The sequence below is a fragment of the Variovorax sp. RO1 genome, assembly GCF_002849325.1.
In the GTDB taxonomy this organism is placed as follows: domain Bacteria; phylum Pseudomonadota; class Gammaproteobacteria; order Burkholderiales; family Burkholderiaceae_C; genus Variovorax.
On sequence record NZ_PKMT01000005.1, the window covers coordinates 267,273 to 291,153 of the forward strand.

Here is a 23,881-nt window from a genome sequence, read left to right on the forward strand (position 1 = left end):
TGCGCAGCGTGATGTCTACCAGCACCCAGTCGCCCATGAGCACGGCGTCGACAGGCTCAGGGAGAGTGCTCCGGCAAGTGCTTGTGCAGCAGCACGGCACAGGCCGCGGCGCCGACGCGCCACTTCGGGTCGAGCGCGTCCGCTGGCATCGACACGATCTGCACCAGCCCCATGCGCCCCTTGGTGGGGATGGTGGGTGCTTCACCGAGATGGCGTTGCTGGATGAATATTTTTGAAGTGAGTCGCAAAGGCCTGATTGCTGAGACCCTGCAGCTCGACCGATTGCTACGGTTCTTCCTTGAAAGCTTCGCGCGCAATTGTGCCGAAGCGCGCCGTGCAGTGCGCCCTCTGCGCGGAAGCCTCTCTACCGACCTTCGCCAGGAGCGGACACAATCACCCCATGGCCCAAGGAAAACGAATTTCTTCCGACATCGGAGACGACGCGATCCAAGCGATCAAGGCGTTCGGTGCTGCTGCCAAGCTGGCGCGCACAACGGCTGGCGAAGGCCAGGCCGCTGCTGCCACGCGCCTGGGCGTTCACGTCCAGACGATCGCGCGAATCGAATCGGGTGAGCCGGGCGTCGCGATCGGGCACGTGCTCGGCATGCTGGCGCTCTACGGCATCTCGGCGGCGCTGCAGCAACAACAGCAGCCACCGACGGAGAGCGGCGAGCGTCCCTCCTGAGCTGTCAACCTAGCTAGGCATTGCCCACGGCCGCACGCAGCGACAAGAGCGTCGCCTCGGCCGTTTCGATGCGCCGTTGCAACTCTTCATTGACGAGCCGCACGAGCGCCCCGAGTTCGGTGCGCGTCGGGTACACGTCATCGGTGTCGTTCACATGTTGCGGCACGATGAGTTTCTCGATGCACGCATACGCGCGGCGCACCATGTGAAAGCTGTCGAGGTCATCGCAAGCCTGCAAAGCAAGCGATTCGGCGGATACGGAAGTGACGAGAGCCATGCATGGCCTCCAAGAGGTGTGATTTGCTGAAACCACCACTCCCGAGTCCAAGCGGAGGCGGCAGCTCGACGGGTTGGACTACCGGACACCTCTTGCGAGAACCGGCCGGGCTTGCGCCCGCCCGTCGAGCCGCCAAAACTGGAGGCACGAACGACAAAGCCGCAGACCCTGTTGGGTGAGTGCGGCTTTCATCGCAGAGGTGATTCGGGAGTCCAAGCCCGATCAGGTCTTTTCAGACGTGACGGCCGCAGTATAGCCACGCTCCTATGCCCCATTTGCAGCCCAAAACCGGGATGCCCCTACGACCCGTGCCCCCTCCCCCGATGCTGGAACAATGGGCCGATCTATGGATGGTCTCGATCTCATCAAAACGTTCCGCGAAGTCGCGTTCCGGCGCAGCTTTTCCCGCGCGGCCCTGTCGCTGGGCATGTCCAAGGCGACGGTCAGCCGCTATGTGGCCGAGCTCGAATCGCGCAGCGGCGTGCGTCTGCTCAACCGCTCGACCCGCTCCCTGAGCCTCACCGATGCAGGCGAGGTGCTGCTGGAGCGCAGCACCGAGCTGGTGACGATGGCCGAGAACACGCTCAACGACCTGCAGGCGCACGGCTCGCACCCGCGCGGGCGCCTGCGCATGAGCGCGCCGCACGGGCTGATTGCGGGCTGGCTTTCGGACGTGATCGCGGAGTTCATCAAGCTCTATCCCGACGTGTACGTGAGCCTGAATTTCACCAACCACGACATCGACCTGATCGAGGCGGGCATCGACATCCACCTGACGGGCGGGCGCATCGACGACATGAACCTGATCGTGCGCCGGCTAGTGCGCTTCGACATGGTGGTGTGCGCGTCGCCCGCGTACTGGGCGCAGCGCGGCATTCCGCAGGTGCCCGAGGACATGGCCCGGCACGACGTGCTGAGCTATTCGCCGATGCCCACGACGAGCCTGCCTTTTGAAACCGACGGCAAGCCGCACGAGGTGGCGGTGCACAGCCGCATGGAGGCCAACGACGCGGTCGCGCTGATCGAGCTGGCGCTGCGCGGCGTGGGCGTGGCCTACGTGCCCGAGCCGCTGGCGCAGTCGCACCTGGAACGCGGCGCGCTGGTGCCGGTGCTGCGCGATCACATGCCGCACGAGCACTGGCTGTACGCCGCCTACTCGCAGCGCCGCCACAACAGCGCGGCGATGCGCGCGATGCTCGACTTTCTCGAGAAATCGATGGGGCCGGTGCCCGAGCCCATGCCCGCGGCAGTGCCGGTGGCGCTGCCGGCCTGTCCCGTCAGCGCCGCCATCGCGGCGCGCAACACACCCGTACCCAATGGAAAGGCCCCCTGACCCCATGACCACGCCCGCGCTCCTGATCCGCCCGCCAAAGCCCGACGACTTCGCCGCGTGGAAGCCGCTCTGGGACGGCTACAACGCCTTCTACGGCCGCGAGGGCCCGACGGCCTTGCCCGATGCGATCACACAGGTCACGTGGCAGCGCTTCTTCGATGCGTACGAGCCGGTGCATGCGCTGGTGGCCGAACGCGACGGGCAGTTGGTGGGGCTGGTGCACTACCTGTTCCACCGCAGCACGACGCGCATCGAGCCTACGTGCTACCTGCAAGATTTGTTCACGCAGTCGTCCGAACGCGGCCGGGGCGTGGGCCGGCAGCTCATCCAGGGTGTGTACGACGAGGTGCGGCGCGCAGACGGGTACCGCGTGTACTGGCAGACGCACACGACCAACGCGGCGGGGCGAATGCTCTACGACAAGGTCGCGAAGCACGAAGGCTTCATCGTCTACGCGACGATGGTCTGATCGATCAGTACTTGATGGTGACGCCGGCCTTCACACCGGTGTTGGCCTTGCCGTCCGAATGCGCGCCGCCCGAGAAGGACACGTCGCCCCCGGTCTTGGCACCGACAGAATAGGTGGGCCGCTTGCCCGACGTGTCGGTGCCGGCCTCCAGACCGCTGCCGTCCGGGCGCTGCACACCGACCGTGGCGCCGTTCGTGCGGGCCGAGGTTTCGGTGGAGTTCACGTTGGGCGCGATGTAGGCCGTGCCGTTGTCGTCGCTGTCGACGGGCACTCTCACGGGCTCCGCGATGGCCACTACGGCCGCTGCGCAGGCAGCCACCCCCAGGAACGCAAGAATCACTCTGTTCATGGGGACCGATGGTGGGGGCTGGCCGTCGCGCGGGCTGTGGGGGCAGCCTCCCCCGCCGCGTAGGACAAGGGCTGTGTTTTCGGCGGCTTCAGTGCCATGGCATGTTGAACAGGAAGAACGCCGCCAGCACCCACAGCATCAGAACGAGGTGCGTGAGCTGCAAGCCTTCTTGCCGGATCCAGTAGCCGAACCACAGGCCGCCCAGATGCATCGCGAAGAGGAACGCGGCAAAGCCGGCCAGCCCCAGGTTGAGCCACGGCCGCGCGGTGGTCAGGTCGCCGCCAACGACCAGCGCAGCACTGCCTGCCCAGAACGCTAGCGCCGCCCCCAACTGCAGCGCCAACACCACGCACAGCGCCGCGCGATGCAGTGCCACCGAGCGGACGGCGCGGGTGAGCAAGGGCGTGTCGATGGCCGGGTCGGCGCGCAACGGCGCCATCGACATCGTGCCGCCGACCGCGAACGCCGAGCCCGCAAAGCCGCGCCAGTTGTTGCGCACCGCAATCGAAAGCCACAGCGCCATGCCCAGCGCGTGGAGGGACTGGAACAGCCAGACGGAGGTAGGGAGATTCATCGGGGAGTCTGCGGCGTTAAATATCAAAGATTATTCTTTGATATTGACGCGCCCGCCAGTCGGCGGTCAAAGTCCCTCAAGAAAGCGCGAACGCCATGAACACCGTCACCACCCCACCCGGCCCGTCACCCGAGGCGCTCGAACGCCTGCTGGCCGCGGGCCGTGACAGCGCCCTGCTGCGCATGAGCCTTGCGCTGGCGCATCACCGGCGCGACGACGCGCCCACGGCGCTGATGCATGTCGAGAAGGCCCTCGCCTTCGACCCCGAGTTCACGGCCGCGTGGCGGCTGCAGGGCCTGCTCGCGTTGGCGCTCGGCGATGCCGCGAAGGCCGAGGCTTCGTTCGTGCAGGCGCTGGAGGTCGCGCAGCGGCGCGGGGCGCTTCAGCTGGTGAAGGAACTCACCGTGCGGCTGCGGCGCCTGCGCACACCGAAGCCGCCCGCCGACTGAACGGCCTCAGGCCGCCGCCATCTTCGCCAGCGGATTGAGCCCTGGCTCGCCGACGCGCGTGAGCGTGTTGCGGTCGGTGTGATGGAAGGGCTCGGCCTGGCCCAGGATCTGCATCACGGTGTCCTGGTCGTACGACCAGGTGCCGTCGGCGTTGATCGTCACCGTGATGTTCCACGCCAGCGTGGTGAAGGCGCGCTCGATGAAGGGGTTCGACACGATGCCGTTCACCAGGCTGCCGTGCTCGGCGCTGAGCGTGAACTGCGTGTCGCCGGGCTTCACGTGCCCGCTCGCCATGGCCACCTGTCCGCGCGGAATGGCCAGCGTGAGGAACACGGTGCTGGTGGCCGGCTCCCACAGCCAGTAGCCGACCTGGTCGTGGTACATCTTGGTGAGGCCGGGCTTGTGGATGTAGGTGTGATAGCGCAGGCCGTACAGCAGCTGCGGGCCGTTGGTCTGCGCGTCGATGGGCTGCAGCTCGTAGTGCTCGACATACACCTGCGTCTTCGGGCCCTCTTTCTTCGGCTTGACGTCGACGCCCTTCACGCCCTCCCAGATGCCCGCCATCGGCCGCAACGGACCGAGGTTGGCGAGCGTGTCGGGATCGGCCGGGGGTTCGGTGTAGATGTCTTCGGGTGTGGTCATGGGGTTTGTCGTGGGAGGAAGTAAACGGAGCGAAGCTTTTCGATTCTGATTCTGCTTGAGTGCGGCGGCGGCTCGGTCGTCAGAGCGTGTCCCACACCTGCACGAGCCCGATGAGGTGCACCACGCCGTACACGAAGCACACGAGCGAGCTCCACACCCAGAAGGCGTTGAGCCGGCGCCGGTCGAACAGCCACATCGCCACGGCGACGAGCCCGCGCAGCAGGTACACGGCAGTGATGGCAGGCAGCACCAGCGCCTGCGAGGGCAACGGCTGCAGCACGCCGGCCCCCGCAAGAGCGTAGGCGGCCCACACACCCAGCATGCCGGCGATGACCAGCGTGACGGCCACGGGGTACAGGTGGCCGGCCTCGGCGCTCGCGGCCATGCGCTCCCCCGCGCCGAAGAAGCGGTACCAGGACGGGCCGCCGAAGATGACGCAGATGTGCAAGAGCGCGGCGATGGCGCTCAGCACGGCGCCGGCGATCAGGAAGAGGTTGGGGGTCACGCAGGCTTTCTTATCAGGTCAGAGCAGATGGTCGCGCGCGCGGACGGCCTCGCGCACCGGGCCGAACGCGCCGAAGCGCACGGGCAGGCCGCTGAAGGCTTCCACGCGATGCACCCAATCCGATGCGCTGGCGACTGGGTTCGGTTCGTACAGGGGTTGCGCGTCTTCCAGCAGGCGGGTCAGCGTGTGCTGGTGGTCGAGGTCCGGCGTGTCGCTCAGCGGCAGCGACGACAGCATGTGTCCGTTGGTGCCAAGGTAGCCGGTGCACCAGCGCAGGTCGGCGTGCGCGACCGCATCAAGGTGGCTCGCGAGCAGACCGTCGAGCGGCCCGGCGGCGGCGAGCGCGTAGCGCAGCAGCACGGCGTCGGGATGGCCGCGGCGGAATGCGCCCTGCCAACCCTCGTCGGCGTTGTGCGGCTCGGCCAGTCGCGCATCGAGCCTATGGTCGTGCGTAGGCAGCGGACCGGCGCCATGCCGCGTGAGGTGGCTGCGCAGCACGCCCAGGTGCTGCACGGGCGCCGCGATGCCCGCGTCGCGCAGCACCGCTTCGACGGCGGCGGTGGAGACGGTGCTCCAGGTCGTGTGCGGATGAAAGCCGCGCCACTCGTCGAGCAGCACACCCTGCGCGCCTTCGAACAGCACGGTGCCGGGGCGCGCGAGACGTTCGCCGATGGTGTCGGCGCTCGCGGGCGGTGACTGGCGCAGGCAGGGCTGCACAGCGTCGAGCCAGCGCCGTGCGAGCGAGGCGTCGGCGAGCACGGACAGCTCTTGCTCGGCATCGGCCGACGAAGGCACCGCATCCGCGAACTCGCGGTGCAGCGCGAGGCGTAAGGCTTCGAGTTTTTCGAGCGCGCGCGCGGGGTGAACCAAATCGCCGTAGTGCAGCGTCGTTTCAGGCGCTGCCAGCGCTTGCCGCACGGTTTCTCCCACGCCGACGCCGCAGCTGCCATGCGCCGAGGCACCGCGTGCCCACTCGCGCAGGCGGCCAGCAGCCTGATGGAACGGCGTGGTCACGCGGCAGCGCGCATCGATGAACAGCCGCGAAAAAGCGTCGGACACACCGGTGCGCTGCAGCACCTCGGCCTCGACACGCAACGCAGTCGGGTGCACCACCACCGGACTCGCCAGCACGGTCGCCACGCTGGCATGGAAGCTGCCCGCGCCGAACTGCGAGAAGGTGTGGTGACGGCCGTCGGCCAGCACCACGTTGTGGCCGGCCTGCGCGCCGCCGTTGAAGCGCACCACGGTGTGGGCACCCCAGGCGCCGCACAGGAAGTCGGTGAAGCGGCCCTTGCCGCAGTCGCCGAAGCCGAGGCCGAGCAGCGAGACGTAGCGCGTGGAGGTCAACAGCAGGCCGTCAACCGAAGAGCCGCTTCCACCACGAACTGCGCGCGCCGTTGCCCGCGACGGGCGTGGCGCGGCGCGGTGCGGTCGGGTCGAGCAGCGCGGCGTAGCCGTCGAGCGCGTGCAGCACGCCGCCCACGCGCTCCTTGGCCATGCCGGTGGCGCCCATCACGCGGGCCAGCGCGTCGAGGTTGGGCACGGCCTTCTCGGTGAGCGCAACGATGCCGGCGGCCACGGCGCAGGCGTCGTCGGGCGAGTCCATGCAGATCACGTGGTCGCCGAGCAGCTCGCGCCAGCGCGGCTCGCAGCGGCGGCGGCGTTGCGCATCGGGAATCAGGAAGAACAGGTGCGTGGTCTCGGCCGCGGCGGCGATGACCTCTTCGATCGGGATGTCCTCGTCGAGCTTCTCGCCGATGAGGCCTTCGACCTGGTGGCGCGACACGGCCGGGTACGGCAGCTCGTCGCCGGTGACGAACAGGTAGCCGCGCTTCTTTCGTTTGACCCAGCAGTCCATGTCGGTGTGCTGCGCCATGACGTAGAAGGCCAGCTCGTAGCTTTCTTCTCCGCTGCCCCCGCCGCCGCCTTCGAGGTAGCTCCAGGTGAGCCACTGGTCCATGAGGTTGGCGGTCGACTCGAACTGGCCCACCTGCAGCGGCGCCTGGTCGGAGGTGGCGTCGCCGATGGCCATGAACAGCAGCTGGGGGTCGGCCACGCCGCAGTCGGTCAGCAGCTTCATGAACGTGGGCAGCTCGCGGCGCGCCAGGGTCTGCGGGATGTCGCCCATCGAGCCGGTGACGTCGAGCGCGAACACGATGCCCAGCGAGTTCGGGTGGTCGGCGTTGTCGCGCGACTCGCGCACCTTGAGCCCCTGCGGGTTCATGAGCATGTGCGTGGCGGTCTGCGTGAAGACCTCGCTGCCGGACTTGGCGGCACGGTCGGCCACGATGGCCGCGTGCGCGGCGTGCGAATAATTTCCGTAACCCATGGAGGTGCTCCTTCGTGCGAGGAAAGTGAAAGGATGGCCGCTGGCTAGCGAACCGGCGCGGGGTCGAAATGAACAAAACGCGGCGGCCCGAAGGCCTCGCGCGAGGCGGCCGATAGCGCCTGCTCGATGCCCTGCGCGCCCAGGCGTTCGCAGGCGATGGCGTCGTCGCTGCATTCGTGCAGCAAGGCGGCCAGCGGTGCGGGCACGGCGCCATCGGGCAGCAACGCGCGCACGCTGCGTGCCGACGCCATCAGGTCGCGCCCAATGGCGCCGCCCGACACGTCCTGCTGCGCCTGCGACCAGCCGATGAGCAGCACGCCGTGGTCGCGCGGATGCACGAGTGCGTGCGCGGGCGTGAGCGCGCGGTGCGTCCAGCCGGCGCCGTGCACAAAGGCCAGCACCTCGAGCATGCGCCGCCAGAGCCAGACGGCATGGCGCGCATCGATGCCTTGCGGGCTGTTGGCTTGCTGCACCTCTTGCAGGCTGCCCCAGAAACCGGTCGAGTGACGCAGCACGAGCGCCTGCCGCTCGCCGTCGCCAAGGCCTTGCGTCACGCCCAGGCCCAGCGGCTGCGGCAGCCGCCGCGTGAAATAGGCCGCGCCGGCGACCGACAGGGCCTGCAGCGACTGCAGCACGGCGGCCTCGCGCGCCAGCACGGCGTCGCCCGCGTCGTCGCGCGAGAGCTTGATCGTCACGCGCTCGGGCACGGCGCCAAGCCGTTCGGCCAGCAGCACCTCGCTGTGCTCGCCGTGGCCCAGCGGCGCGAGCACGCGGTAGTGCGCACCGCGCCATTGCAGCAGGCGGCCGGTGTCGGTGAGTTGCGCCGCATTGGCGCGTCGCCAGGCGGCGCGGAAGCTCTCGCGCTCGACGGTTTCGGTGCCGCGCGTGATGGTGGCGCCGCAGTAGCCGCAGTTGACGGTGCGCCAGCGCGCCGCGCGCGGCAGCGGGGCCGAGCATTGGGGGCAACTCAGTGCAAGCAGCGACAGCATGGCCGCGCCCTCCTCTTCAGTTCTCTTGCGGCGAGGCCGGGTCCGGCGAGGCCAGGATGCGGTCGATGCGGCGCCCTTCGAGCGCCACGATCTCGAAGCACCAGCCCGCGCAGTCGATGTGCTCGCCCACGGCGGGCAGGTGGCCCGACACGGACATCAGCAGGCCGGCCACGGTGTTGTAGCGGCCGCGTTCTTCATCGGGCAGCTCTCGGATGCCCAGGCGCGCGCGCAGCTCCGACACGGGCATGAGGCCGTCGAGCTCCCACACGCCGTCGGCGCGCTGGTGGGCCCAGGCGTCGGCCTGCATGCCGGGCTGCAGCTCGCCGGTGATGGCTTCGAGCAGGTCGCGCGGGGTCATGAGGCCCTGCACCACGCCGTACTCGTCGACCACGAACACGAGCCGGCCGGCGCGCGTGCGGAACTGCTCGAGCAGCTCCATGCCGGTGAGCGTTTCGGGCACGAACACGGCGGGCGTGGCCTCCTGGCCCACCACGCCGTCGTGCGCGGAGCCCAGGCGCAGCAGGTGCGCCACGCTGATCACGCCGACCACGTCGTCCAGCGAGTTGCGGCACACGGGGTACCACGAATGCACGAGGTTGAGCGCCGCGGCGTCGGCCACCTTCTGCAGCGCCTGCGCGACGGTGTTGGAGGCGTCGAGCCATTCGATGTCGGCGCGCGGGATCATGAGGGACGACAGGCGGCGGTCGTCCAGGTGGAACACGTTGCGCACCATCTGGTGCTCGTGCTGCTCGATGACGCCGGCGTCCACGCCTTCTTCGAGGCTGGCCGAAATCTCTTCTTCAGTGACCGAGCGCGCGGCGTTGGCGTCGATGCGCAGCAGCTTCAGCGTGGTGGCGGTGGCACCGGCCAGCAGCCACACGAAGGGCTTGGCGCCCTTGGCCAAGCCGCGCATGGGGCGCGCCACGAAGCGCGCCACCGGCTCGGGGTACAGCTGGCCGATGCGCTTGGGCACCAGCTCGCCGAAGATGATGGTGAAGAAGGTGATGCAGGTCACCACCAGCGCGGTCGACGCGATGCTGGCGGTGCCGGCGCCCATGCCGACGCTTTCCATCCACACCGCGAGCGGCCCCGCGAAGGCGGCCTCGCCGACGATGCCGCTCAGCATGCCGATGGACGTGATGCCGATCTGCACGGTCGAGAGGAATTGCGTGGGCGATTCCATCAACTTCAGCGCCGCCTCGGCGCCGGTGTCCCCCGTTTCGGCCAAGGCCGCGAGGCGTGCGCGGCGGCTGGTGGAAAGGGCCATTTCGGACATTGCGAACACCGCATTGAGGGTGGTCAGCAAGGCCAGCAGGAAGACATCCATGAACAGGGGGAGAGAATGAGGGAATGTCACTTTACTGTATCGGCGACGTCCAGGGCTGCGATGCCCCCCTGGGCCGGCTGCTCGACAAGATCGATTTCTCCCCCAGCCGCGACACCCTCGTGGTGCTCGGCGACCTGGTCAACCGGGGCCCCGATTCGGCCGCGGTGCTGCGCCGCCTGCAGGGCTACGGCGCCTCGGCGCTGAGCGTGCTGGGCAACCACGACCTGCACCTGCTGGGCGTGGCGCACGGCGTGCGCAAGGGCGGCCGCAAGGACACGGTGGCCGACCTGCTGGCCGCGCCCGACAGCGAGGCGATGCTCGACTGGCTGCGCGCGCAGCACATGGCGCTGCACATGCAGATCGGCGGTGGCGACCTGCTGATGGTGCACGCGGGCGTGCTGCCGCAGTGGACGGTCGGCGAGACACTCGCATTGGCGTCAGAGGTCGAATCGGTGCTGCGCGGCCCCGCATTGGGCGACTTCCTGCACGAGATGTACGGCAACACGCCCGACCACTGGGACGACGCACTCACGGGCCATGCGCGGCTGCGCGTGATCGTCAATGCGCTGACGCGCCTGCGCTTTTGCACGCCCGAGGGCGTGATGGAGTTCGAGAGCAAGGACGGCGCGATTCCCGGCCCCGAGGGCTACCTGCCGTGGTTCGACGTGCCGGGTCGCAATACCGCCGCAGCCACCGTCGCCTTCGGCCACTGGTCGACGCTGGGCTGGCTCTCGCGGCCCGACCTGCTGTCGACCGACACGGGCTGCGTGTGGGGCGGCTGCCTGAGCGCAGTGCGCTTCGGCGCGACGCTGGACCAGCGCGAGCTGATTCAGGTGAAGTGCGAGCAGGCGCAGAAGCCCGGCCAAGGGGCTTGAACGACAAGGGCTCGTGCGGCCTCAGAACCCGTGCGTCATCAGCGCATAGACCGTCTGCACGCCGGTCACGTAGTTGCCCATGCGCAGGTTCTCGTTCGCCGCATGCTGGTTGTTGTCGGCGTTCACCAGCGGAATGATCGCAAACGGCACCTGCAGCACCCGCACGATTTCCGCCGTCGGCACGGTGCCGCCCATCATGCGGATGCGCACCGGCTCGGGCGTGGTCCCGAAGGTGTCGGTCAGTGCCTTGTAGGCCCACTGGCCGATGGGTGAATTGATCGGCGAGCCCGCCGCGTCGGCGCCCTCGCTGCGGTAGCTGAAGCTCGCGATCTTGTCGTAGCGGGCGCGCTCCTCGTCGGTCGGTGCGGCCTTCACGAGGTGGTAGCCCTGCTTGACGATGTGCGCCTCGATGAGCTTGCCGAGGTACGGCGCGTCGGAGTCGGGCGTGGTGCGCAGGTCCATCTCGGCTTCGGCCTTGTCGGGAACGATGTTCGCCACCTTGTCGCCCACGGCCGCCGAAGCCATGCCGCGCACGTTCAGCGACGGGTACTGCATCGCCTCCTGGTAGTTGGCGCCGACCTTGTCGGTGCGCGCGATGCCCAGGCGGCGCTTGAGTGCGGCCTCGTCGTCGGGCACGGCGGCCATGATCTTGCGGTCGGCCTCGCCGATCTTCACGCGGTCGTAGTAGCCGGGCACGGTGACGCGCCCCGTGTCGTCCTTCATCGTGGCCAGCAGGCTGGCCAGCCGCTGGGCCGGGTTGGGCGCGTAGTTGCCGTAGTGCCCGCTGTGCAGCGGCACCTTGGCGCCATACACGGTGAGCCGCGCATCGGCCGCGCCGCGGTTGCCGAACACCAGCGTGGGCCGGTTGGTCGCGTGCATGGGGCCGTCGTGGATCACGATGGCGTCGCTGCGCAGCAATTCGCGGTGCGCCTGCATCACCTGGCTGATCGACGGCGAGCCCTTTTCTTCCTCGCTGTCGAGGATCACCTTCACGTTGACCGCCGGCTGGCCGCCGCCGGCCTTCAGCGCGTCGATGGCCGCGAGCAGCATCATGATCGGGCCCTTGTCGTCGGCCGAGGCCCGTCCGAACACGCGCCACTCGGGGTCGAGCGGGCCGCTGAAAAGTGGGGCCACATCGATCTCTTCCCACTCGCCCTTGTCCGTCTTGCGCTTGAGCACCGGCGTCCACGGGCTCTTCTGCGCCCACTGCGCGGGAATCACCGGCTGGCCGTCGAGGTGCATGTAGAAGAGCACCGTCTTGCGCGCGGGGTCGCTGCCCGGGAACTCGGCGTAGAGCATCGGCTTGCCGCGGTTGGGCAGCTGCTTCGTCGTGAAGCCGCGCTTGCGGAAGGCCTGCTCGAGCCAGTCGACGTTCTTGCGGATGTCTTCCGGCACGGTGGCGTCGTTGGGCAGGGCCAGCAGTTCGAAGTACTCGCGGTAGGTGCCCTGCGCATGGCGCTCGGCCAGGGCCGGCGAGAGTTCGGCCGACTGCGCAAGGCCATGGCCCAGCAGCAGGAAGGCTGTCGGCACCAGTGCGATCAGGCGGCGGGGAAAGCGGGGGAGAGTGGTGGGCATGGATGTCGGCGCAGAAAGGAGCAGGTCGAGGAGCGGGGTATCTGCCCAGCATAAAAAGCGCGCACCTTTTCGGCAATTGCTATTTTTTCGAGCTACCTTTGCGTTCAGCTCAAACCTCGCGCATCGCAATCCATCCCCATGCCAAGCCGCCGCCTGCAAGAAACCTCGCTGCGCTACTTCCTCGAAGTGGCCCGCACCGGCTCGCTCACCGAGGCCGCCGCGCGGCTGAACGTCAGCATCTCGGCCGTCAGCCGCCAGGTGGCCACGCTCGAAACCCTGGTGGGCGAGCCGCTGTTCGAGCGCCGCCCGCGCGGCATGGTGCCCAGCGCCGCGGGCGAACTGCTGGCGGCACACGCCCTGCGCGGCGCGCTGGAGGCCGAGCGCGTGCTGTCGGACATCCAGGCGCTGCAGGGGCCGCTGAGCGGGCGTGTGCGCATCGCCTGTTCCTCGGGCTTTGCCAACGAGTTCCTGCCGCGCACCATCGCGGCGTTTCGCGTGCAGTACCCGGGCGTGCGCTTCCGGCTCGATGCCACCGGCCCGACGCAGGTGAGCGATGCCGTGCTGCTCGGCGAGGCGGACATCGGCCTCACCTACAGCCGCGCGGCGGTGCGCGGCATCCGCGTCGAGCATCGCCAGCCGGCGTCGGTGTTCGCGATCATGCGGCCCGACCACGCACTGGCAAAGTCGCGCAGCGTGACGCTGGCGCAGATGCACCCCTTTCCCATCGCACTCAGCAGCCCCGAGAACACGGTGCGCCAGCTGTTCGATGTGGCGTGCAGCAACCGCGGCCTCGTGTTCGAACCCGTGCTGGTCAGCAACCGCTTCGAGGCCATCGCCCACTTCGTGCTGCAGGACGGCGGCCTGGGCATCACGGGCGAAATCACGGTGCGCGACCGCCTGCAGCGCGGCGACCTGGTGGCGGCGGAGATCCGCGAGCCCGGCATGCGCGGGCGATCGGTCGAGTTGCAGACGCTGGCCGACCGCACGCTGCCGGAGGTGGTGCGCACCTTTCTGGACTACCTGCGCGAGCAGTTGCCGGCGCCGAGTGCCAGTGCAGCGGCGAAGAAGACGCGGGGCGCACAGGCCTCGCGCCCCCTCACTTCGCCGCGAACGGCAGCGTGATCTCGAAGGTGATGCCCAGGCCGGTCTTGCCCACACCGCGCTGCGAGCTGAAGTACAGGCGCGTGCCGTCGGGCGAGAGCGCCGGGCCGGTGACCTCGCTGTCGTCGTGGCCCTCCAGGCGCACCAGCGGCTGCGAGGTGCCGGCCTCGATGCGCAGCACGCCGATCTCGAGGTTGCCCGCGTCCTCTGCCACCAGGATGTCGCCGAGCGCGGAGATCGTCAGGTTGTCGGGCTCGTCGATCGAATGCGTGGCGGGGTCCTTGTCCTTGCCGTCGTAGATCACTTCGAGCGTCTCGTTCTTCGTGTCGTAGGCCCAGATGCGCGCATTGAACGAGGTCACGAAGTACACGATGCCGGCAAAGAACCAGATGCCCTCGGCCTTGGTGAAGATGGCGCCCGGCGGCGTGAAGCCTGCGGTGCGCATGCCGCTGCGCACCGTCGACTGCGCCTTGTCGGCGTTGATCACGTCCAGCCACTCCACGGGCTGCGGCTTGCTGAAGTCCTTGAGCGCTGCCTGGGCCGGTGCGGCCAGGTCGAGGTCGTTCGCGATGTCCTTGACCTTCAGCACCTGCAGCCGGCCGGTCTTCATGGCGGCGCGGTCGGCGCCCGCGGGCCAGTCGGTGGCGTCGCAGACAAAGCGATAGACGCGGCCGCCCGAGGCGTCTTCGGTGAGGTAGAGCGTCTTGTGGACCGGGTCGACGCACACGGCCTCGTGCGCGAAGAGGCCCAGCGCGGGCAGGCTGGGCGCGCTGCTGGCGTCCACCCAGGGCTTGGCGGGATCGCATTCCCAGACCTTGCCGCTGGCGTATTCCTCGCATGACAGCCAGGTGTTCCAAGGCGTGGGACCGCCGGCGCAGTTCGTCGTTGTGCCTTTCAGGATCGGGTACGCATCGACCAACGTGCCGTTGGCGTCGAAGCGCAATGCGCCGACGCCACCGCCGTTCGCCTTGATTTCCGAGTTGCTCACGTAGATCCAGCCGCCGTCGGCACCCGGGTACACGGCGCCGCCATCCGGCGCGCCATGCCACGTGTAGCTGCCCGCGGCCACGCTGCCCGACCGGGCGACGATGCGCGAGCTGAAGCCCTTGGGCAGCATGACGCCGTTGGCATCGGCGGGCTGCAGCTCGGAGAACTCGGCGAACGGGCTCTTCTTGACGGGCGGCTCGACCGGTGCGGGCGGCGGCACGGGCTCACCCGCAGGCGGGGGCGGGCTCGGCGGCAGGCCCGCCACAGGCGGAAAGCCGACCGCACCGCCACCACCACCGCCGCAAGCGGCAAGAAAGGCCGGCAGCGTCACGGCGCCTGCAGTCGCAAAAGAGCGTTGCAGGAAGGCGCGGCGCTGGGGAAGGTCGAGGGGAATGGTGGGGAATGGCGAGCGGGGCTGCGTGGTGTCGGTCATGTTCTTTTCATCGGAGAAGTCAGTCGGTGGTCAGCTTGTGTGACGCAGCGATTCTTCTCAGGCCCGATGGCAGAACGGTGACAGTGGACAGGCGTGATGGCGATCACGCGGCGATCGCGCCGATACGAGCCGCGCGCCCTCTGGGCGCGCGCCGCAAGCGGACCCGCTCAGTTGCGAGCGGGGGTGGACACCGGAAACCGGATCACCCGCCGCTCCGTCGCACCCGACGGCCGCAGCAGCCCGCGCTGCGTGGCCTCGTGCACGGCCTGCGTGCGCGAATGGACCGACAGCTTGCGGTAGATGCTCTTGATCTGGCTGGCGACGGTGCTGTCGGAGCGGTGCAGCGCTTCGGCCACGCGCCGGTTGCTCCAGCCCTGGGCCACGAGTTCCAGCACCTTGAGTTCGCGCGGCGAGAGCAGACCCTCGTCGCAGGGCGCTTCGCGCGCCCCGTCGAGCCCATGCGCTTCCAGCGCAGCGTCCTCGATGCCGCAAAGAATCTGCCGCGCCGTGCGCGCAGCGGCCCACACGTCGCCGCGTTCGACCGCCGCCATCAGGTTGGCCAGCTCCAGCTGGTTGGCCTGGGCAAAGAGCCGCGCCGCGGCGTTCGCGGCCACGGCGGGGCTCAGGGGCGGCCTGTCGTCCAGTTCCGAAATGGCACGCAGCTCGGCGCTTCCTTTGGACATGTCAATGCTCGCTCGGTCGGTCAACGCTCAGGGGGAAAAAGAGAAATTCGCGTCCCGACGGAATGCAATTGCCATGCGGGATGCCTGCGGTGAGCCTGAGGGCGCTTTGTAAACAGCCTTGACCATCCGTCTCAGTTCTTGGGAGAATTCCGCGAAATATGTGATTTTTTAACGCTTAGTTAGTACTATTTGGCGGAACAGCCCGCCACAAGCCTTGGCGCTGTTCCGACCTCGCCCATGACATCCAGCGCCGCCACGGCCCCCGAACGCCCCCTCTCTCCCCCGGGCGTGGCGCACAGCCACTTCGATGTGCATGCGGAACCGCCCGACCGGCAGTTCCTGGCCTGGCGCGCGCGTGTCGGCCATGTGATGGACGCGCTGCCCTCGCCCGATGTGCTCGAGCGCCCGTTCCACGCCGCGATCGACCGCTACGACGTGGGTGGCCTTGTCTTCACCGAGTGCCGCTCCGACGCGCTGGTGATGGAGCGTTCGCTGGCGCGCGTGTCGACCGACAGCGTGCGCGACTTCGCCTTCCATGTGTTCGAGCACGGCGGCATGCACGACGTGCGGGTGCGCGCCGCGCCGCGCACCCTGCGCAAGGGCGAGCCACCGCCGGCATCTGCCGGCACGGCCACCATCCTCGCGCTGGACATGAACCAGCCGGTGCGCATGCGGCGCAGCGACTGCCGCGTTCACACCTTCTTCGTGCCGGGCGCGCTAGTGCAGGAGACTTTCCCCGACCCCGAGGCCCTGCACGGCCGCATGCTCGCCTGCACCACGCCGCTGGCGCGGCTGGCGGCCGGGCACGCGATCTCGCTCGCGCGCCACATCGGCGGCATGACGCCGGCGGCGGCCCAGAGTTCGGTGCGCACGGGTGCGCAGCTGGTGGTGTCGGCCTTCGGCAAGCAAGCCGGCTTCGAGGGCAACGCGCGCGCCGCGGCACGCGCCGCCATGTTCGACCAGGTGCGCCGCCATGTGCAGACCCACCTGCACCGCGCCGACCTCACGCCCGAGAGCGTGCTGGCCGCACTGCAGCTGCCGCGCCCCACGCTGTACCGCATGTTCCAGCACGAAGGCGGGCTGGGCAGCTACATCCGCAGCCTGCGGCTGCGCCAGGCGGCGAGCGACCTGGCGCGCTATCCGCACGTGATGGTGACCGACATCGCCTACGGCGCGGGCTTTGGCAGCGCCTCGGATTTCAGCCGCGCCTTCCGCCGCACCTACGGCATCGCGCCGCAGGACTTCCGCGTGCAGGCGCTGGAACGCCGCTTCTAGGCCGTGGCGCCGAAGCCCGTGTCGAACGTGCCCTTCACGTCGAGCGGCTGCTTGATGAGCCCCACCTGACGGTAGAAATCGGCCGTGCCCTGCTGGTCGGCGATGACCTGCGCGTCGATGGCAATCCACTGCTGCTGGCGGCGCTCGAACTGCAGCTTCGCCGCCTCGGGCGGAATGCCGATGATGCGTGCGAGCGTGGCCGAGAACGCATCGACGTTGCGGTACGACCAGCGCTGCGCCTTCACCACGCGCTGCAGAAAGTCTTGCAGCACCGGCCGCTTGGCGGCAATGGCGGCGTCGGTCGCGGCGAGGTAGCTCAGCCCCGGCAGCAGGCCGCGTCCGCTGACCAGCACGCGCGCATGGCGGCTGATTTCGGCGAGCGCGGTGTAGGGCTCCCACGTGGCCCAGGCATCGACCGAGCCCTGCGTGAGCGCGAGCTTGGCGTCGGCCGGCGCGAGGAAGCGGATGTTCACGTCCTCGGGCTTCAGCCCCGCCGCCGTGATCGCCTTGAGCGTGACGTAGTGGCCGATGGAACCGCGGTTGGTGGCGATGCTCTTGCCCTTGAGTTCGGCAGCGTTCTTCAGCGGTGAATCGGGCCGCACCAGCACCGCCGTGCCGTAGGCGTCGGAGCGGTTCGCACCGATGGCCTTGACGCGCGTGCCGGCCGCGAGCGCAAAGATCAGCGGCGCATCGCCGATCGGGCCCGAATCGACCGCGCCCGCATTGAGCGCTTCGGCCAGCGGCGCGGCGGCCGGGAACTCCGACCACTGGATGTCGTAGCCGAGCCCTTCGAGCCCGCCTGCCGCTTCGAGCAACGCGCGCAGCCCGCCCTTCTGGTCGCCGGCCTTGAGCACGGGGCGGCCCTGCGCGCGGACGAAGGCAGGCAAGGTGGCGGTGGTGGCGGCAGCAAGACCGCCGGCAAGCAGCTGGCGGCGTGATCGGTCGAGGTGCGAGGTCATGGGTTCGTTCTCCGTAAAAGCAGTGAAAAAGAAATCAGTGGATGAAGCCGCCCTTGACGAAGCGCACCGGCTCGGCGTCCATGCGGGCGATGAGCGCGCCCAGGCCGTCGAGCGGCAGCACTGCCCCCTTCGCCGAGGCAGCCGGTGGGCTGTCGCTGCGGCACAGCAGGTCGTCGTCGGACCAGCCGGCCTGTCCCGGCAGTCCGCGCACGCGCAGCCAGCCGTCGCGGTCGGCGATGAGCTGCATGCCCGCGAGCTGGTCGGTGCCCGCGATGAGCGCCAGCGCCTCCCACGCGGCCGGTGAATCGGCCACGCAATCGGCGGTGACGCCTGCTGCATCCGACGCAGGCGGCAGCAGCTGCACCGTCACCAGGCGCGGGTCTTCGCTCGGCGCGACGGCGCCCGCGACGACCCGCACGCGCTGCCCGCGCCAGTGCGCGAGCGACCGGGGCGCCTGCGCGCCGCAGCGCACCGCCATGTCGGGCAGGCCGACGGGCTGCGGCCAGTGGCCCAGCGCACGCAGGCTCTGGCCCGCGCCCTGCGCCTTCATGTAGTCGATGAGTGCCCACGCATCGGCCACGTCGAGCGCGCCGCCGAAGCCGGGCATGGTGGCCGTGCCGTGAAGCACGCGCCAGAGCAGGTCGCCATCGGCGCGACGCCAGAGCAGCGGGCCCGTGAGGTTCGGCGGCCACACGGCGAGCGAAGCCGCGAGGGGCCCTTCGCCCTTGCCGTCGGTGCCGTGGCAGCTCACGCAGTGCTGCGCATAGAGCACGCGCCCCTGAGCGATGGAGGCGGCTGTGAAGCCAGTCGGCGACGCCTGGAAACTCGTCGGCGTCGCAGGCACCAGCACAACGTTCGCGTGCGGCCACGGCGCGGCGATCAGCAGCATCGGAACCAGCGCGAGCAGGTACCAGCGCGGGCGCCGCCAGACCAACGCGACCAACAGCAGCAACAGCGCCACGCCGACGCACACCAGCGTCCACGCGAGGCTGCGCGCTTGCCCCAGGTCGATCAACAGGTTCTCGCCCGACAGCCGGTGCGCCCACGGCCACGCCGGCTGGCCGTGCACAGGGTGCACGAGGCCGAGCGCATCGAGCGCACGCAGCAGCTGCAGTTGAGCGCCCTGAAGCAGGCCGATCAGCAGGTTGAGCCAATCGGCCTCCGGCTTGCTGTTCATGTCACCAGGTGGCGTCGAGCCCCAAGTGGCGCAGCGCTTCGTGGCGCAGCTCCGCCAGCCGCGCGTGGCCGCGATGCCGCGGGTACGGCAGGTCGACCACGAGCTCCGCTGCAATGCGCGCCGGCCGGTCGCTCAGCACGATCACGCGGTTGGCGAGGAACAGCGCCTCTTCCACGTCATGCGTCACCAGCAGCGCCGAGAAGCCCGCGCGCTGCCACAGGTTGACCAGCTCGCTCTGCATCGCGATGCGCGTGAGCGAGTCGAGCTTGCCCAGTGGCTCGTCGAGCACCAGCAGCTGCGGGTCGTTGACGAGCGCGCGCGCCAGCGCCACGCGCTGCGCCATGCCGCCCGAGAGCTGGTGCGGAAAGGCTTTCGCGAACTGCGTGAGACCGACGAGCTTCAGCGCCTCGTCGACGCGCCCGCGCTGCGCCTTGAGCACGCCGCGCGCCTGCAGGCCGAGCGCCACGTTGTCCCACACGCTGCGCCAGGGGTAAAGCGTCGGGTCTTGAAAGACGACGATGCGCGACGGGTCGGGCCGCGTGATGGGCACGCCGTCCTGCGTGATGCGCCCCGCCGTGGCGGGCTCCAGCCCGGCCACGAGGCGCAGCAGCGTCGACTTGCCGCAGCCGCTCGGCCCGAGCAGCGCAACGAACTCGCCCGGCTTCACGCGCAGGTCGATGTCGTCCAGCACCTGCAGCGGCCCCGCCGGCACATCGAACCAGTGGCTCACGCCGTGGATGTCGATCTGCGCGCCGGCCTGGCGCACACCCGCTTCAGCTTCAACGGTGGCTACCATTTCACAGTCCCCTTCTGCCACGACAGCACGCGGTCGCGCACCTTGAACAACAGCGTGATCAGGCCCGAGCACAACAGCGCCATCACGATCAGCGCGGCGTACATGTTCGAATACGAAGCCCAGCCCTGCGCCCACGAAAGGTAGAAGCCCAGCCCGGCCTTCACGCCCATCATCTCGGCCGTCACCAGCACCGAGAACGCGGCGCCGAGCCCCATGAACAGGCCCACGAACACCTGCGGCAGCGCGGCGGGAATCGCCACGCGCAGCACCAGGAAGCGCTCGCTCGCGCCCATGGTGCGCGCCACGTCGTAGTAGTTGCGGTTGACGCCCGCCACGCCCGACCACGTCAGCACCGCCACCGGAAAGCCCGTGGCCAGAGCGATGAGGAACACGGCCGCCGCATAGCTCGACGGAAAGAAGAAGAACGCCAGCGGCAGCAGCGCCGAGGCCGGCACCGGCCCCACGAAGCGCAGCACCGGATGCACCCAGTAGCCCGCGATGCGCGACCAGCCGATGGTCACGCCCGTGAGAAATCCCGCGAGCGCCCCCAGCACAAAGCCGTGCGCGAGCAGCCGCGCCGAATGCGCCAGGCTTTCGCCGAGGCGGCGCCAGTCGTCGATGTAGGTTTCGATGAGGCTCTGCGGCGGTGCGAAGAACGGCGTGGGCAGCAGCGCGAGCTTGGCCGTGGCGACTTCCCAGATGGCGAACAGCACCGGCAGCGCGACCAGCCACGGCCCGGCCGGCCGCAGCGTGCGCGCGACGCGGCCCGCACGCGTGCCGAGCAGCGCCACAAGCAGCAGCGCTGCGCCGATGGCGATGGCGGCGATGCCGAATTCGTCGGTGTAGGCCCAGTCGCTGAAGCCCACGGCCTTGTTGGGCCAGTAGATGGTGAGCAGGCCCAGGGCGACCCAGCCCGCGCTCGCGAGCGCGCCGGTCCGCCAGAAGCCTTCGGCGGGGCGCGCGAACACGGAAGCCGGCGCGGCCTTTTCGATGCCGGGGCGGCGCCATTGCCCCGGCGCTTGCGGTGCTTCCAGCACCCGATCGATGACGGCGCTCATGCCAGCGGATCGAAGGACACGTGCTCGGCGAACTTCACCGGGTCAGTGCTCTTCTTGAGCACGCCGACGCTGCGGAAATCGCGCGCATAGAACTCCACCTCGTTGCGCAGGTTCTTTCCCAGCGGATGGTGGTTGTGCGTGAGCGTGCCCAGCAGCGCGCGCAGGTCTTCGACCGGCACCTTGGGCGAATACTTGGCGAAGAGCTTGGCCGACTCGTTCGGGTTCTCGGCCACGAAGTCGGAGGCCTGCGCAATGGCGCGCACCAGCGAGGCGACGGTCGCCTTGTCCTTGCGCACCAGCTCGCCGCGCGCGCCGACGATGCAGCAGACCTTGTCCTTGTACTCGCCCGAAAGATTGCTCGCGAGCTCGACGAAGGTGCCCTGGTTGCGCTTCTCGATGAGGTAGACGTTCGGGTCGCCGTCGGCAATGGCGTGGATCTCGCCCTTCTTCACGGCGATGTCGAGCAGGTCGGCCGGGTACTGGCGCCAGGTGACGTCGCGGTCGGCGTCGATGCCGTTCTTGGCCAGCAGGATCGAGAAGAAGTTCTTGCCCGGGCTCGCGATGTCCGACACACCGATGATCTTGCCCTTGAGGCTCGCCAGGCTGGTGGCGCCCGCGGCCTTGGCGCCCACGAGGCGCACGCAGCCGCCGTGCGAGCTGCCGACGATCTTCACGTCGAAGCCCGATTCGAGCGGCTTGAGCCAGCGGTGGATCATGCCCACGGCCGCGTCGGCCTTGGCGGTGGCGAGCGACTCCAGCAACTGGTCGGTCGAGCCCGTGTAGTTGACGAGGTCCACCTGCAGGCCGTTGCGCTCGAAGTAGCCGCGCTCCTGCGCCACCACAACGGGCGAGAGGCAGAACGCGGCGGCGTTCCAGGCAAAGGTGAGCTTGCGCGTCTGCTGCGAGAAGGCCTGCGAGGCAATGAGGCCGCCCGAGGCGACCACGGCGGCGGCGGCGCCGGTGCGCAGCACGCTGCGGCGGGAAAGAAGGGATGCGTTCATCGGGGAAAGGCTCCGGGGGTTCATCGTCGTCAAAGCAGGAGTTCGGGTTCGGCCTCGACCAGGCCTTCGTACAGGCTGTCGAAGGAATGGATGGCGCCTTCGGGCCCGCCGATCTGGCCGTGCGTGTGGCGCGCGGTGGCTTCGTCGATCGGCTGCGGCGTGCCGGCGGCCTCGGCCAGCAATTGCGTGTGGCAGGCGTTGTCCAGCGCGATGTACCACCACGCGGCGGCCTCCACCGTGGGGCCGGCGGTCAGGATGCCGTGGTTCTTGAGGATCGCGCCCTTCTTGTCGCCCAGCGCGCGGGCAATACGATCGCCCTCGCTGGTGTCGACCACCATGCCGGTGAAGTCGTCGAACAGCGCCACGTCGTCGTGGAACACGCAGGCGTCTTGCGTGAGCGTGTCGAGCTTGCGGCCCAGCGTGGACCAGGCCTTGCCGTAGGTCGAGTGCGTGTGGGCGGCGGCCACGATGTTCGGGTCGTGCTCGTGGATCGCGGCGTGGATGGCGAAAGCGGCCTTGTTGAGCGGCCGGTCGCCGACGACCGTTTCACCCTTCGCGTTGACGAGCAGCAGGTCGGACACCTTGATGCGCGAGAAGTGAATGCCCAGCGGGTTGACCCAGAAGTGATCGGTCAGCTCGGGGTCACGCGCCGTGATGTGGCCGGCCAGGCCCTGGGCGAAGCCGAAGCGTGCGAACAGGCGGAAGGCACCCGCGAGGCGCTCCTGCCGGTGGCGACGTTCGGCCTGCACGGTGGGGCGCGGCGGGATGGGGTCGAACCAGTGCTTCTGCTGGGGGTTCGCGTGGAGCTTCAGCGGTTGCGCTGCGTGGCGGTCGATGGAGAGAACGGCACTCATCGGATTCCTCGTGTTCGGTTTTTTGGTTTTTGCTCCTTCCCCTTCCGGGGGAGGGAGAAAGACCGGGTCAGGCCGCCTTGCGAATGGAGGCGGCGCGCTGCGCGACCAGTTCACGCGTGCGCGGAATCAGCTCACGCCCATAGTCCGCCGCGTCTTCCAATGGATCGAAGCCGCGGATCAGGAAGGTCGTCACGCCGAGGTCGTAGTAGTCGAGCAGCGCGTCGGCGACCTGCTCCGGCGTGCCGACCAGCGCGGTGCTGTTCGAGCGCCCGCCGATTTCCTGCGCGACCGCCGTCCACAAGCGCTTGTCCACACGCGGGCCCTTGTCCGCTGCAGCCAGCAGACGCTTGGCCCCTTCACTCTGCTGCGGCCCGCCGCGGTTGTAGCCCTGCACCACACGCAGGCGCTTCGTCTCCGCCAGGATGTTCTCGGCGCGCGCCCATGCGGCGTCTTCGGTCTGCGCCAGGATCGGCCGGAACGACACCGAGAAGCGCACGCTGCGCCCATGCCTGGCCGCCTCGGCGCGCACGCGCGTCGTGAGTTCGCGCGCCTGGTCGAGCGATTCGCCCCACAGCGCGTACACGTCGGCGTACTTGCCTGCGACCGGAATCGCGGCTTCCGACGCACCGCCGAAGTACACCGGCACATGCGGCTTGCCGTTGCGCGACTGCAGCGGCTTCACTTCCGAGAACGCGTTCTGGAAGCGGTAGTGCGCGCCTTCGTGGTCGAAGGGCTTCTCTGCGGTCCACACCTTGTGCAGCACCTCGAGGTATTCGTCGGTGCGGGCGTAGCGCTGGTCGTGGTCGAGCCAGTCGCCGTCGCGCTGCTGCTCTTCGTCGGAGCCGCCCGAGATGTAGTGCACACCGAGCCGGCCGCCGCTGAACTGGTCGAGCGACGCGAACTGCCGCGCTGCGAGCGTGGGCGCCACGAAGCCCGGACGGTGCGCGAGCATGAAGTGGATGCGCTCGGTCACCGAGGCCGCGTAGGCCACCGTGAGCGTGGCGTCGGGGCTGGTCGAATGGTGCGGCACCAGCACGCGGTCGAAGCCGGCGTTCTCGTGCGCCTGCGCGAAGGCGCGCACGTAGTCGCGGTCGAGGGCCGGGCCCTGGGCGGCGTGGATCTCCGAGACCTTCTGGCCCTGGATCATGCCGATGAATTCAACGTCGTTCTGGCTCATGG

At 69.1% G+C, this 23,881-nt stretch carries 27 protein-coding genes; 7 read left to right on the top strand and 20 right to left on the bottom strand.

The genetic code is table 11. The features are described 5' to 3' along the window. Positions 1 to 56: 56 nt before the first annotated feature. A complete protein-coding gene (locus CY658_RS32835) occupies positions 57 to 248 on the bottom strand; it encodes a hypothetical protein (protein ID WP_180839043.1) in 192 nt (63 codons plus the stop codon). 152 nt (positions 249 to 400) lie between these two features. Here CY658_RS32835 and CY658_RS24345 point away from each other — a divergent pair, with 152 nt between their 5' ends. Beyond that, on the top strand, positions 401 to 685 hold the full coding sequence (locus tag CY658_RS24345; RefSeq protein ID WP_101492630.1) for a helix-turn-helix domain-containing protein: 285 nt from the start codon (positions 401 to 403) through the stop codon (positions 683 to 685). A 13-nt stretch (positions 686 to 698) separates the two neighbouring features. Here the strand turns inward: CY658_RS24345 and CY658_RS24350 are convergent, their stop codons facing one another. Further along, entirely contained in the window at positions 699 to 962 is a 264-nt protein-coding gene (locus CY658_RS24350; protein WP_257884985.1) for a hypothetical protein, read from the bottom strand. A gap of 346 nt (positions 963 to 1,308) precedes the next feature. Between CY658_RS24350 and CY658_RS24355 the strand changes: the two genes are divergently transcribed. Both CY658_RS24355 and CY658_RS24360 read left to right on the top strand, forming a co-directional pair. Continuing rightward, positions 1,309 to 2,295: a LysR family transcriptional regulator gene (locus tag CY658_RS24355; RefSeq protein ID WP_101492631.1), complete on the top strand. Its 987-nt coding sequence runs from the start codon at positions 1,309 to 1,311 to the stop codon at positions 2,293 to 2,295. 4 nt (positions 2,296 to 2,299) lie between these two features. Continuing rightward, positions 2,300 to 2,764 carry a GNAT family N-acetyltransferase gene (locus CY658_RS24360; protein WP_101492632.1) on the top strand — a complete coding sequence of 155 codons (465 nt, stop codon included), beginning with the start codon at positions 2,300 to 2,302 and terminating at the stop codon, positions 2,762 to 2,764. Between the two features lie 4 nt (positions 2,765 to 2,768). On the opposite strand, the gene CY658_RS24365 is transcribed toward CY658_RS24360, so the two are convergent. Both CY658_RS24365 and CY658_RS24370 read right to left on the bottom strand, forming a co-directional pair. Beyond that, positions 2,769 to 3,113 (bottom strand): hypothetical protein, encoded by a 345-nt coding sequence (locus CY658_RS24365; protein WP_101492633.1) that lies wholly within the window; start codon positions 3,111 to 3,113, stop codon positions 2,769 to 2,771. 88 nt (positions 3,114 to 3,201) lie between these two features. After that, the gene (locus CY658_RS24370) at positions 3,202 to 3,687 is read right to left on the bottom strand and encodes a DUF2165 family protein (protein ID WP_101492634.1); all 486 of its coding nucleotides are present in this window, start codon (positions 3,685 to 3,687) and stop codon (positions 3,202 to 3,204) included. A gap of 95 nt (positions 3,688 to 3,782) precedes the next feature. On the opposite strand from CY658_RS24370, the gene CY658_RS24375 reads away from it, so the two are divergent. Next, the gene (locus tag CY658_RS24375) at positions 3,783 to 4,136 is read left to right on the top strand and encodes a hypothetical protein (protein WP_101492635.1); all 354 of its coding nucleotides are present in this window, start codon (positions 3,783 to 3,785) and stop codon (positions 4,134 to 4,136) included. Between the two features lie 6 nt (positions 4,137 to 4,142). Here the strand turns inward: CY658_RS24375 and CY658_RS24380 are convergent, their stop codons facing one another. The 6 genes from CY658_RS24380 to CY658_RS24405 all read right to left on the bottom strand — a co-directional run bounded on the left by CY658_RS24380 (position 4,143) and on the right by CY658_RS24405 (position 9,928). After that, positions 4,143 to 4,778, bottom strand: a complete 636-nt coding sequence (locus CY658_RS24380) for an FABP family protein (protein ID WP_101492636.1) — start codon at positions 4,776 to 4,778, stop codon at positions 4,143 to 4,145. A 79-nt stretch (positions 4,779 to 4,857) separates the two neighbouring features. Beyond that, entirely contained in the window at positions 4,858 to 5,283 is a 426-nt protein-coding gene (locus CY658_RS24385; protein ID WP_101492637.1) for a hypothetical protein, read from the bottom strand. A gap of 18 nt (positions 5,284 to 5,301) precedes the next feature. Further along, positions 5,302 to 6,630 (bottom strand): adenylosuccinate synthetase, encoded by a 1,329-nt coding sequence (locus CY658_RS24390; RefSeq protein WP_257884986.1) that lies wholly within the window; start codon positions 6,628 to 6,630, stop codon positions 5,302 to 5,304. 10 nt (positions 6,631 to 6,640) lie between these two features. Continuing rightward, positions 6,641 to 7,612, bottom strand: coding sequence for a hypothetical protein (locus CY658_RS24395; protein ID WP_101492639.1), 972 nt, complete (start codon positions 7,610 to 7,612; stop codon positions 6,641 to 6,643). A gap of 44 nt (positions 7,613 to 7,656) precedes the next feature. Beyond that, entirely contained in the window at positions 7,657 to 8,601 is a 945-nt protein-coding gene (locus CY658_RS24400; protein WP_101492640.1) for a serine/threonine protein kinase, read from the bottom strand. Positions 8,602 to 8,617: 16 nt separating this feature from the next. Next, positions 8,618 to 9,928 carry a hemolysin family protein gene (locus CY658_RS24405; protein WP_101492641.1) on the bottom strand — a complete coding sequence of 437 codons (1,311 nt, stop codon included), beginning with the start codon at positions 9,926 to 9,928 and terminating at the stop codon, positions 8,618 to 8,620. Between the two features lie 23 nt (positions 9,929 to 9,951). On the opposite strand from CY658_RS24405, the gene CY658_RS24410 reads away from it, so the two are divergent. Beyond that, positions 9,952 to 10,803 (top strand): symmetrical bis(5'-nucleosyl)-tetraphosphatase, encoded by an 852-nt coding sequence (locus tag CY658_RS24410; protein WP_101492642.1) that lies wholly within the window; start codon positions 9,952 to 9,954, stop codon positions 10,801 to 10,803. Positions 10,804 to 10,824: 21 nt separating this feature from the next. Here CY658_RS24410 and CY658_RS24415 read toward each other — a convergent pair whose 3' ends face one another. Then, positions 10,825 to 12,378, bottom strand: a complete 1,554-nt coding sequence (locus tag CY658_RS24415; RefSeq protein ID WP_101492643.1) for a M20/M25/M40 family metallo-hydrolase — start codon at positions 12,376 to 12,378, stop codon at positions 10,825 to 10,827. Between the two features lie 138 nt (positions 12,379 to 12,516). Here CY658_RS24415 and CY658_RS24420 point away from each other — a divergent pair, with 138 nt between their 5' ends. Beyond that, a complete protein-coding gene (locus tag CY658_RS24420) occupies positions 12,517 to 13,500 on the top strand; it encodes a LysR family transcriptional regulator (protein ID WP_101492644.1) in 984 nt (327 codons plus the stop codon). Here the strand turns inward: CY658_RS24420 and CY658_RS24425 are convergent. Together CY658_RS24425 and CY658_RS24430 are read right to left on the bottom strand one after the other, a co-directional pair. Continuing rightward, positions 13,475 to 14,899, bottom strand: a complete 1,425-nt coding sequence (locus CY658_RS24425; protein WP_101492645.1) for an alkaline phosphatase PhoX — start codon at positions 14,897 to 14,899, stop codon at positions 13,475 to 13,477. The two genes, CY658_RS24420 and CY658_RS24425, sit on opposite strands and share 26 nt — an antisense overlap. A 167-nt stretch (positions 14,900 to 15,066) precedes the next feature. Next, complete coding sequence (locus CY658_RS24430) at positions 15,067 to 15,582, bottom strand: response regulator transcription factor (protein ID WP_101492646.1); 516 nt, start codon at positions 15,580 to 15,582, stop codon at positions 15,067 to 15,069. A gap of 237 nt (positions 15,583 to 15,819) precedes the next feature. Here CY658_RS24430 and CY658_RS24435 point away from each other — a divergent pair, with 237 nt between their 5' ends. Further along, positions 15,820 to 16,857, top strand: a complete 1,038-nt coding sequence (locus tag CY658_RS24435) for an AraC family transcriptional regulator (RefSeq protein WP_101492647.1) — start codon at positions 15,820 to 15,822, stop codon at positions 16,855 to 16,857. Here CY658_RS24435 and CY658_RS24440 read toward each other — a convergent pair. The 7 genes from CY658_RS24440 to CY658_RS24470 form a co-directional block, all read right to left on the bottom strand. Beyond that, positions 16,854 to 17,816, bottom strand: coding sequence for an ABC transporter substrate-binding protein (locus CY658_RS24440; protein WP_101492648.1), 963 nt, complete (start codon positions 17,814 to 17,816; stop codon positions 16,854 to 16,856). The genes CY658_RS24435 and CY658_RS24440 overlap by 4 nt on opposite strands. A gap of 34 nt (positions 17,817 to 17,850) precedes the next feature. Next, positions 17,851 to 18,993 (bottom strand): c-type cytochrome, encoded by a 1,143-nt coding sequence (locus CY658_RS24445; protein WP_101492649.1) that lies wholly within the window; start codon positions 18,991 to 18,993, stop codon positions 17,851 to 17,853. Position 18,994: 1 nt separating this feature from the next. After that, a complete protein-coding gene (locus CY658_RS24450) occupies positions 18,995 to 19,789 on the bottom strand; it encodes an ABC transporter ATP-binding protein (RefSeq protein ID WP_101492650.1) in 795 nt (264 codons plus the stop codon). Further along, complete coding sequence (locus tag CY658_RS24455; protein WP_101492651.1) at positions 19,783 to 20,847, bottom strand: ABC transporter permease; 1,065 nt, start codon at positions 20,845 to 20,847, stop codon at positions 19,783 to 19,785. Before CY658_RS24455 ends, CY658_RS24450 begins: the two co-directional genes overlap by 7 nt. Then, positions 20,844 to 21,848: an ABC transporter substrate-binding protein gene (locus CY658_RS24460; protein ID WP_101492652.1), complete on the bottom strand. Its 1,005-nt coding sequence runs from the start codon at positions 21,846 to 21,848 to the stop codon at positions 20,844 to 20,846. Before CY658_RS24460 ends, CY658_RS24455 begins: the two co-directional genes overlap by 4 nt. A gap of 29 nt (positions 21,849 to 21,877) precedes the next feature. Further along, a complete protein-coding gene (locus CY658_RS24465) occupies positions 21,878 to 22,702 on the bottom strand; it encodes a class II aldolase/adducin family protein (protein WP_101492653.1) in 825 nt (274 codons plus the stop codon). 67 nt (positions 22,703 to 22,769) lie between these two features. Beyond that, positions 22,770 to 23,879, bottom strand: coding sequence for an LLM class flavin-dependent oxidoreductase (locus CY658_RS24470; RefSeq protein WP_101492654.1), 1,110 nt, complete (start codon positions 23,877 to 23,879; stop codon positions 22,770 to 22,772). Positions 23,880 to 23,881: the final 2 nt, after the last annotated feature.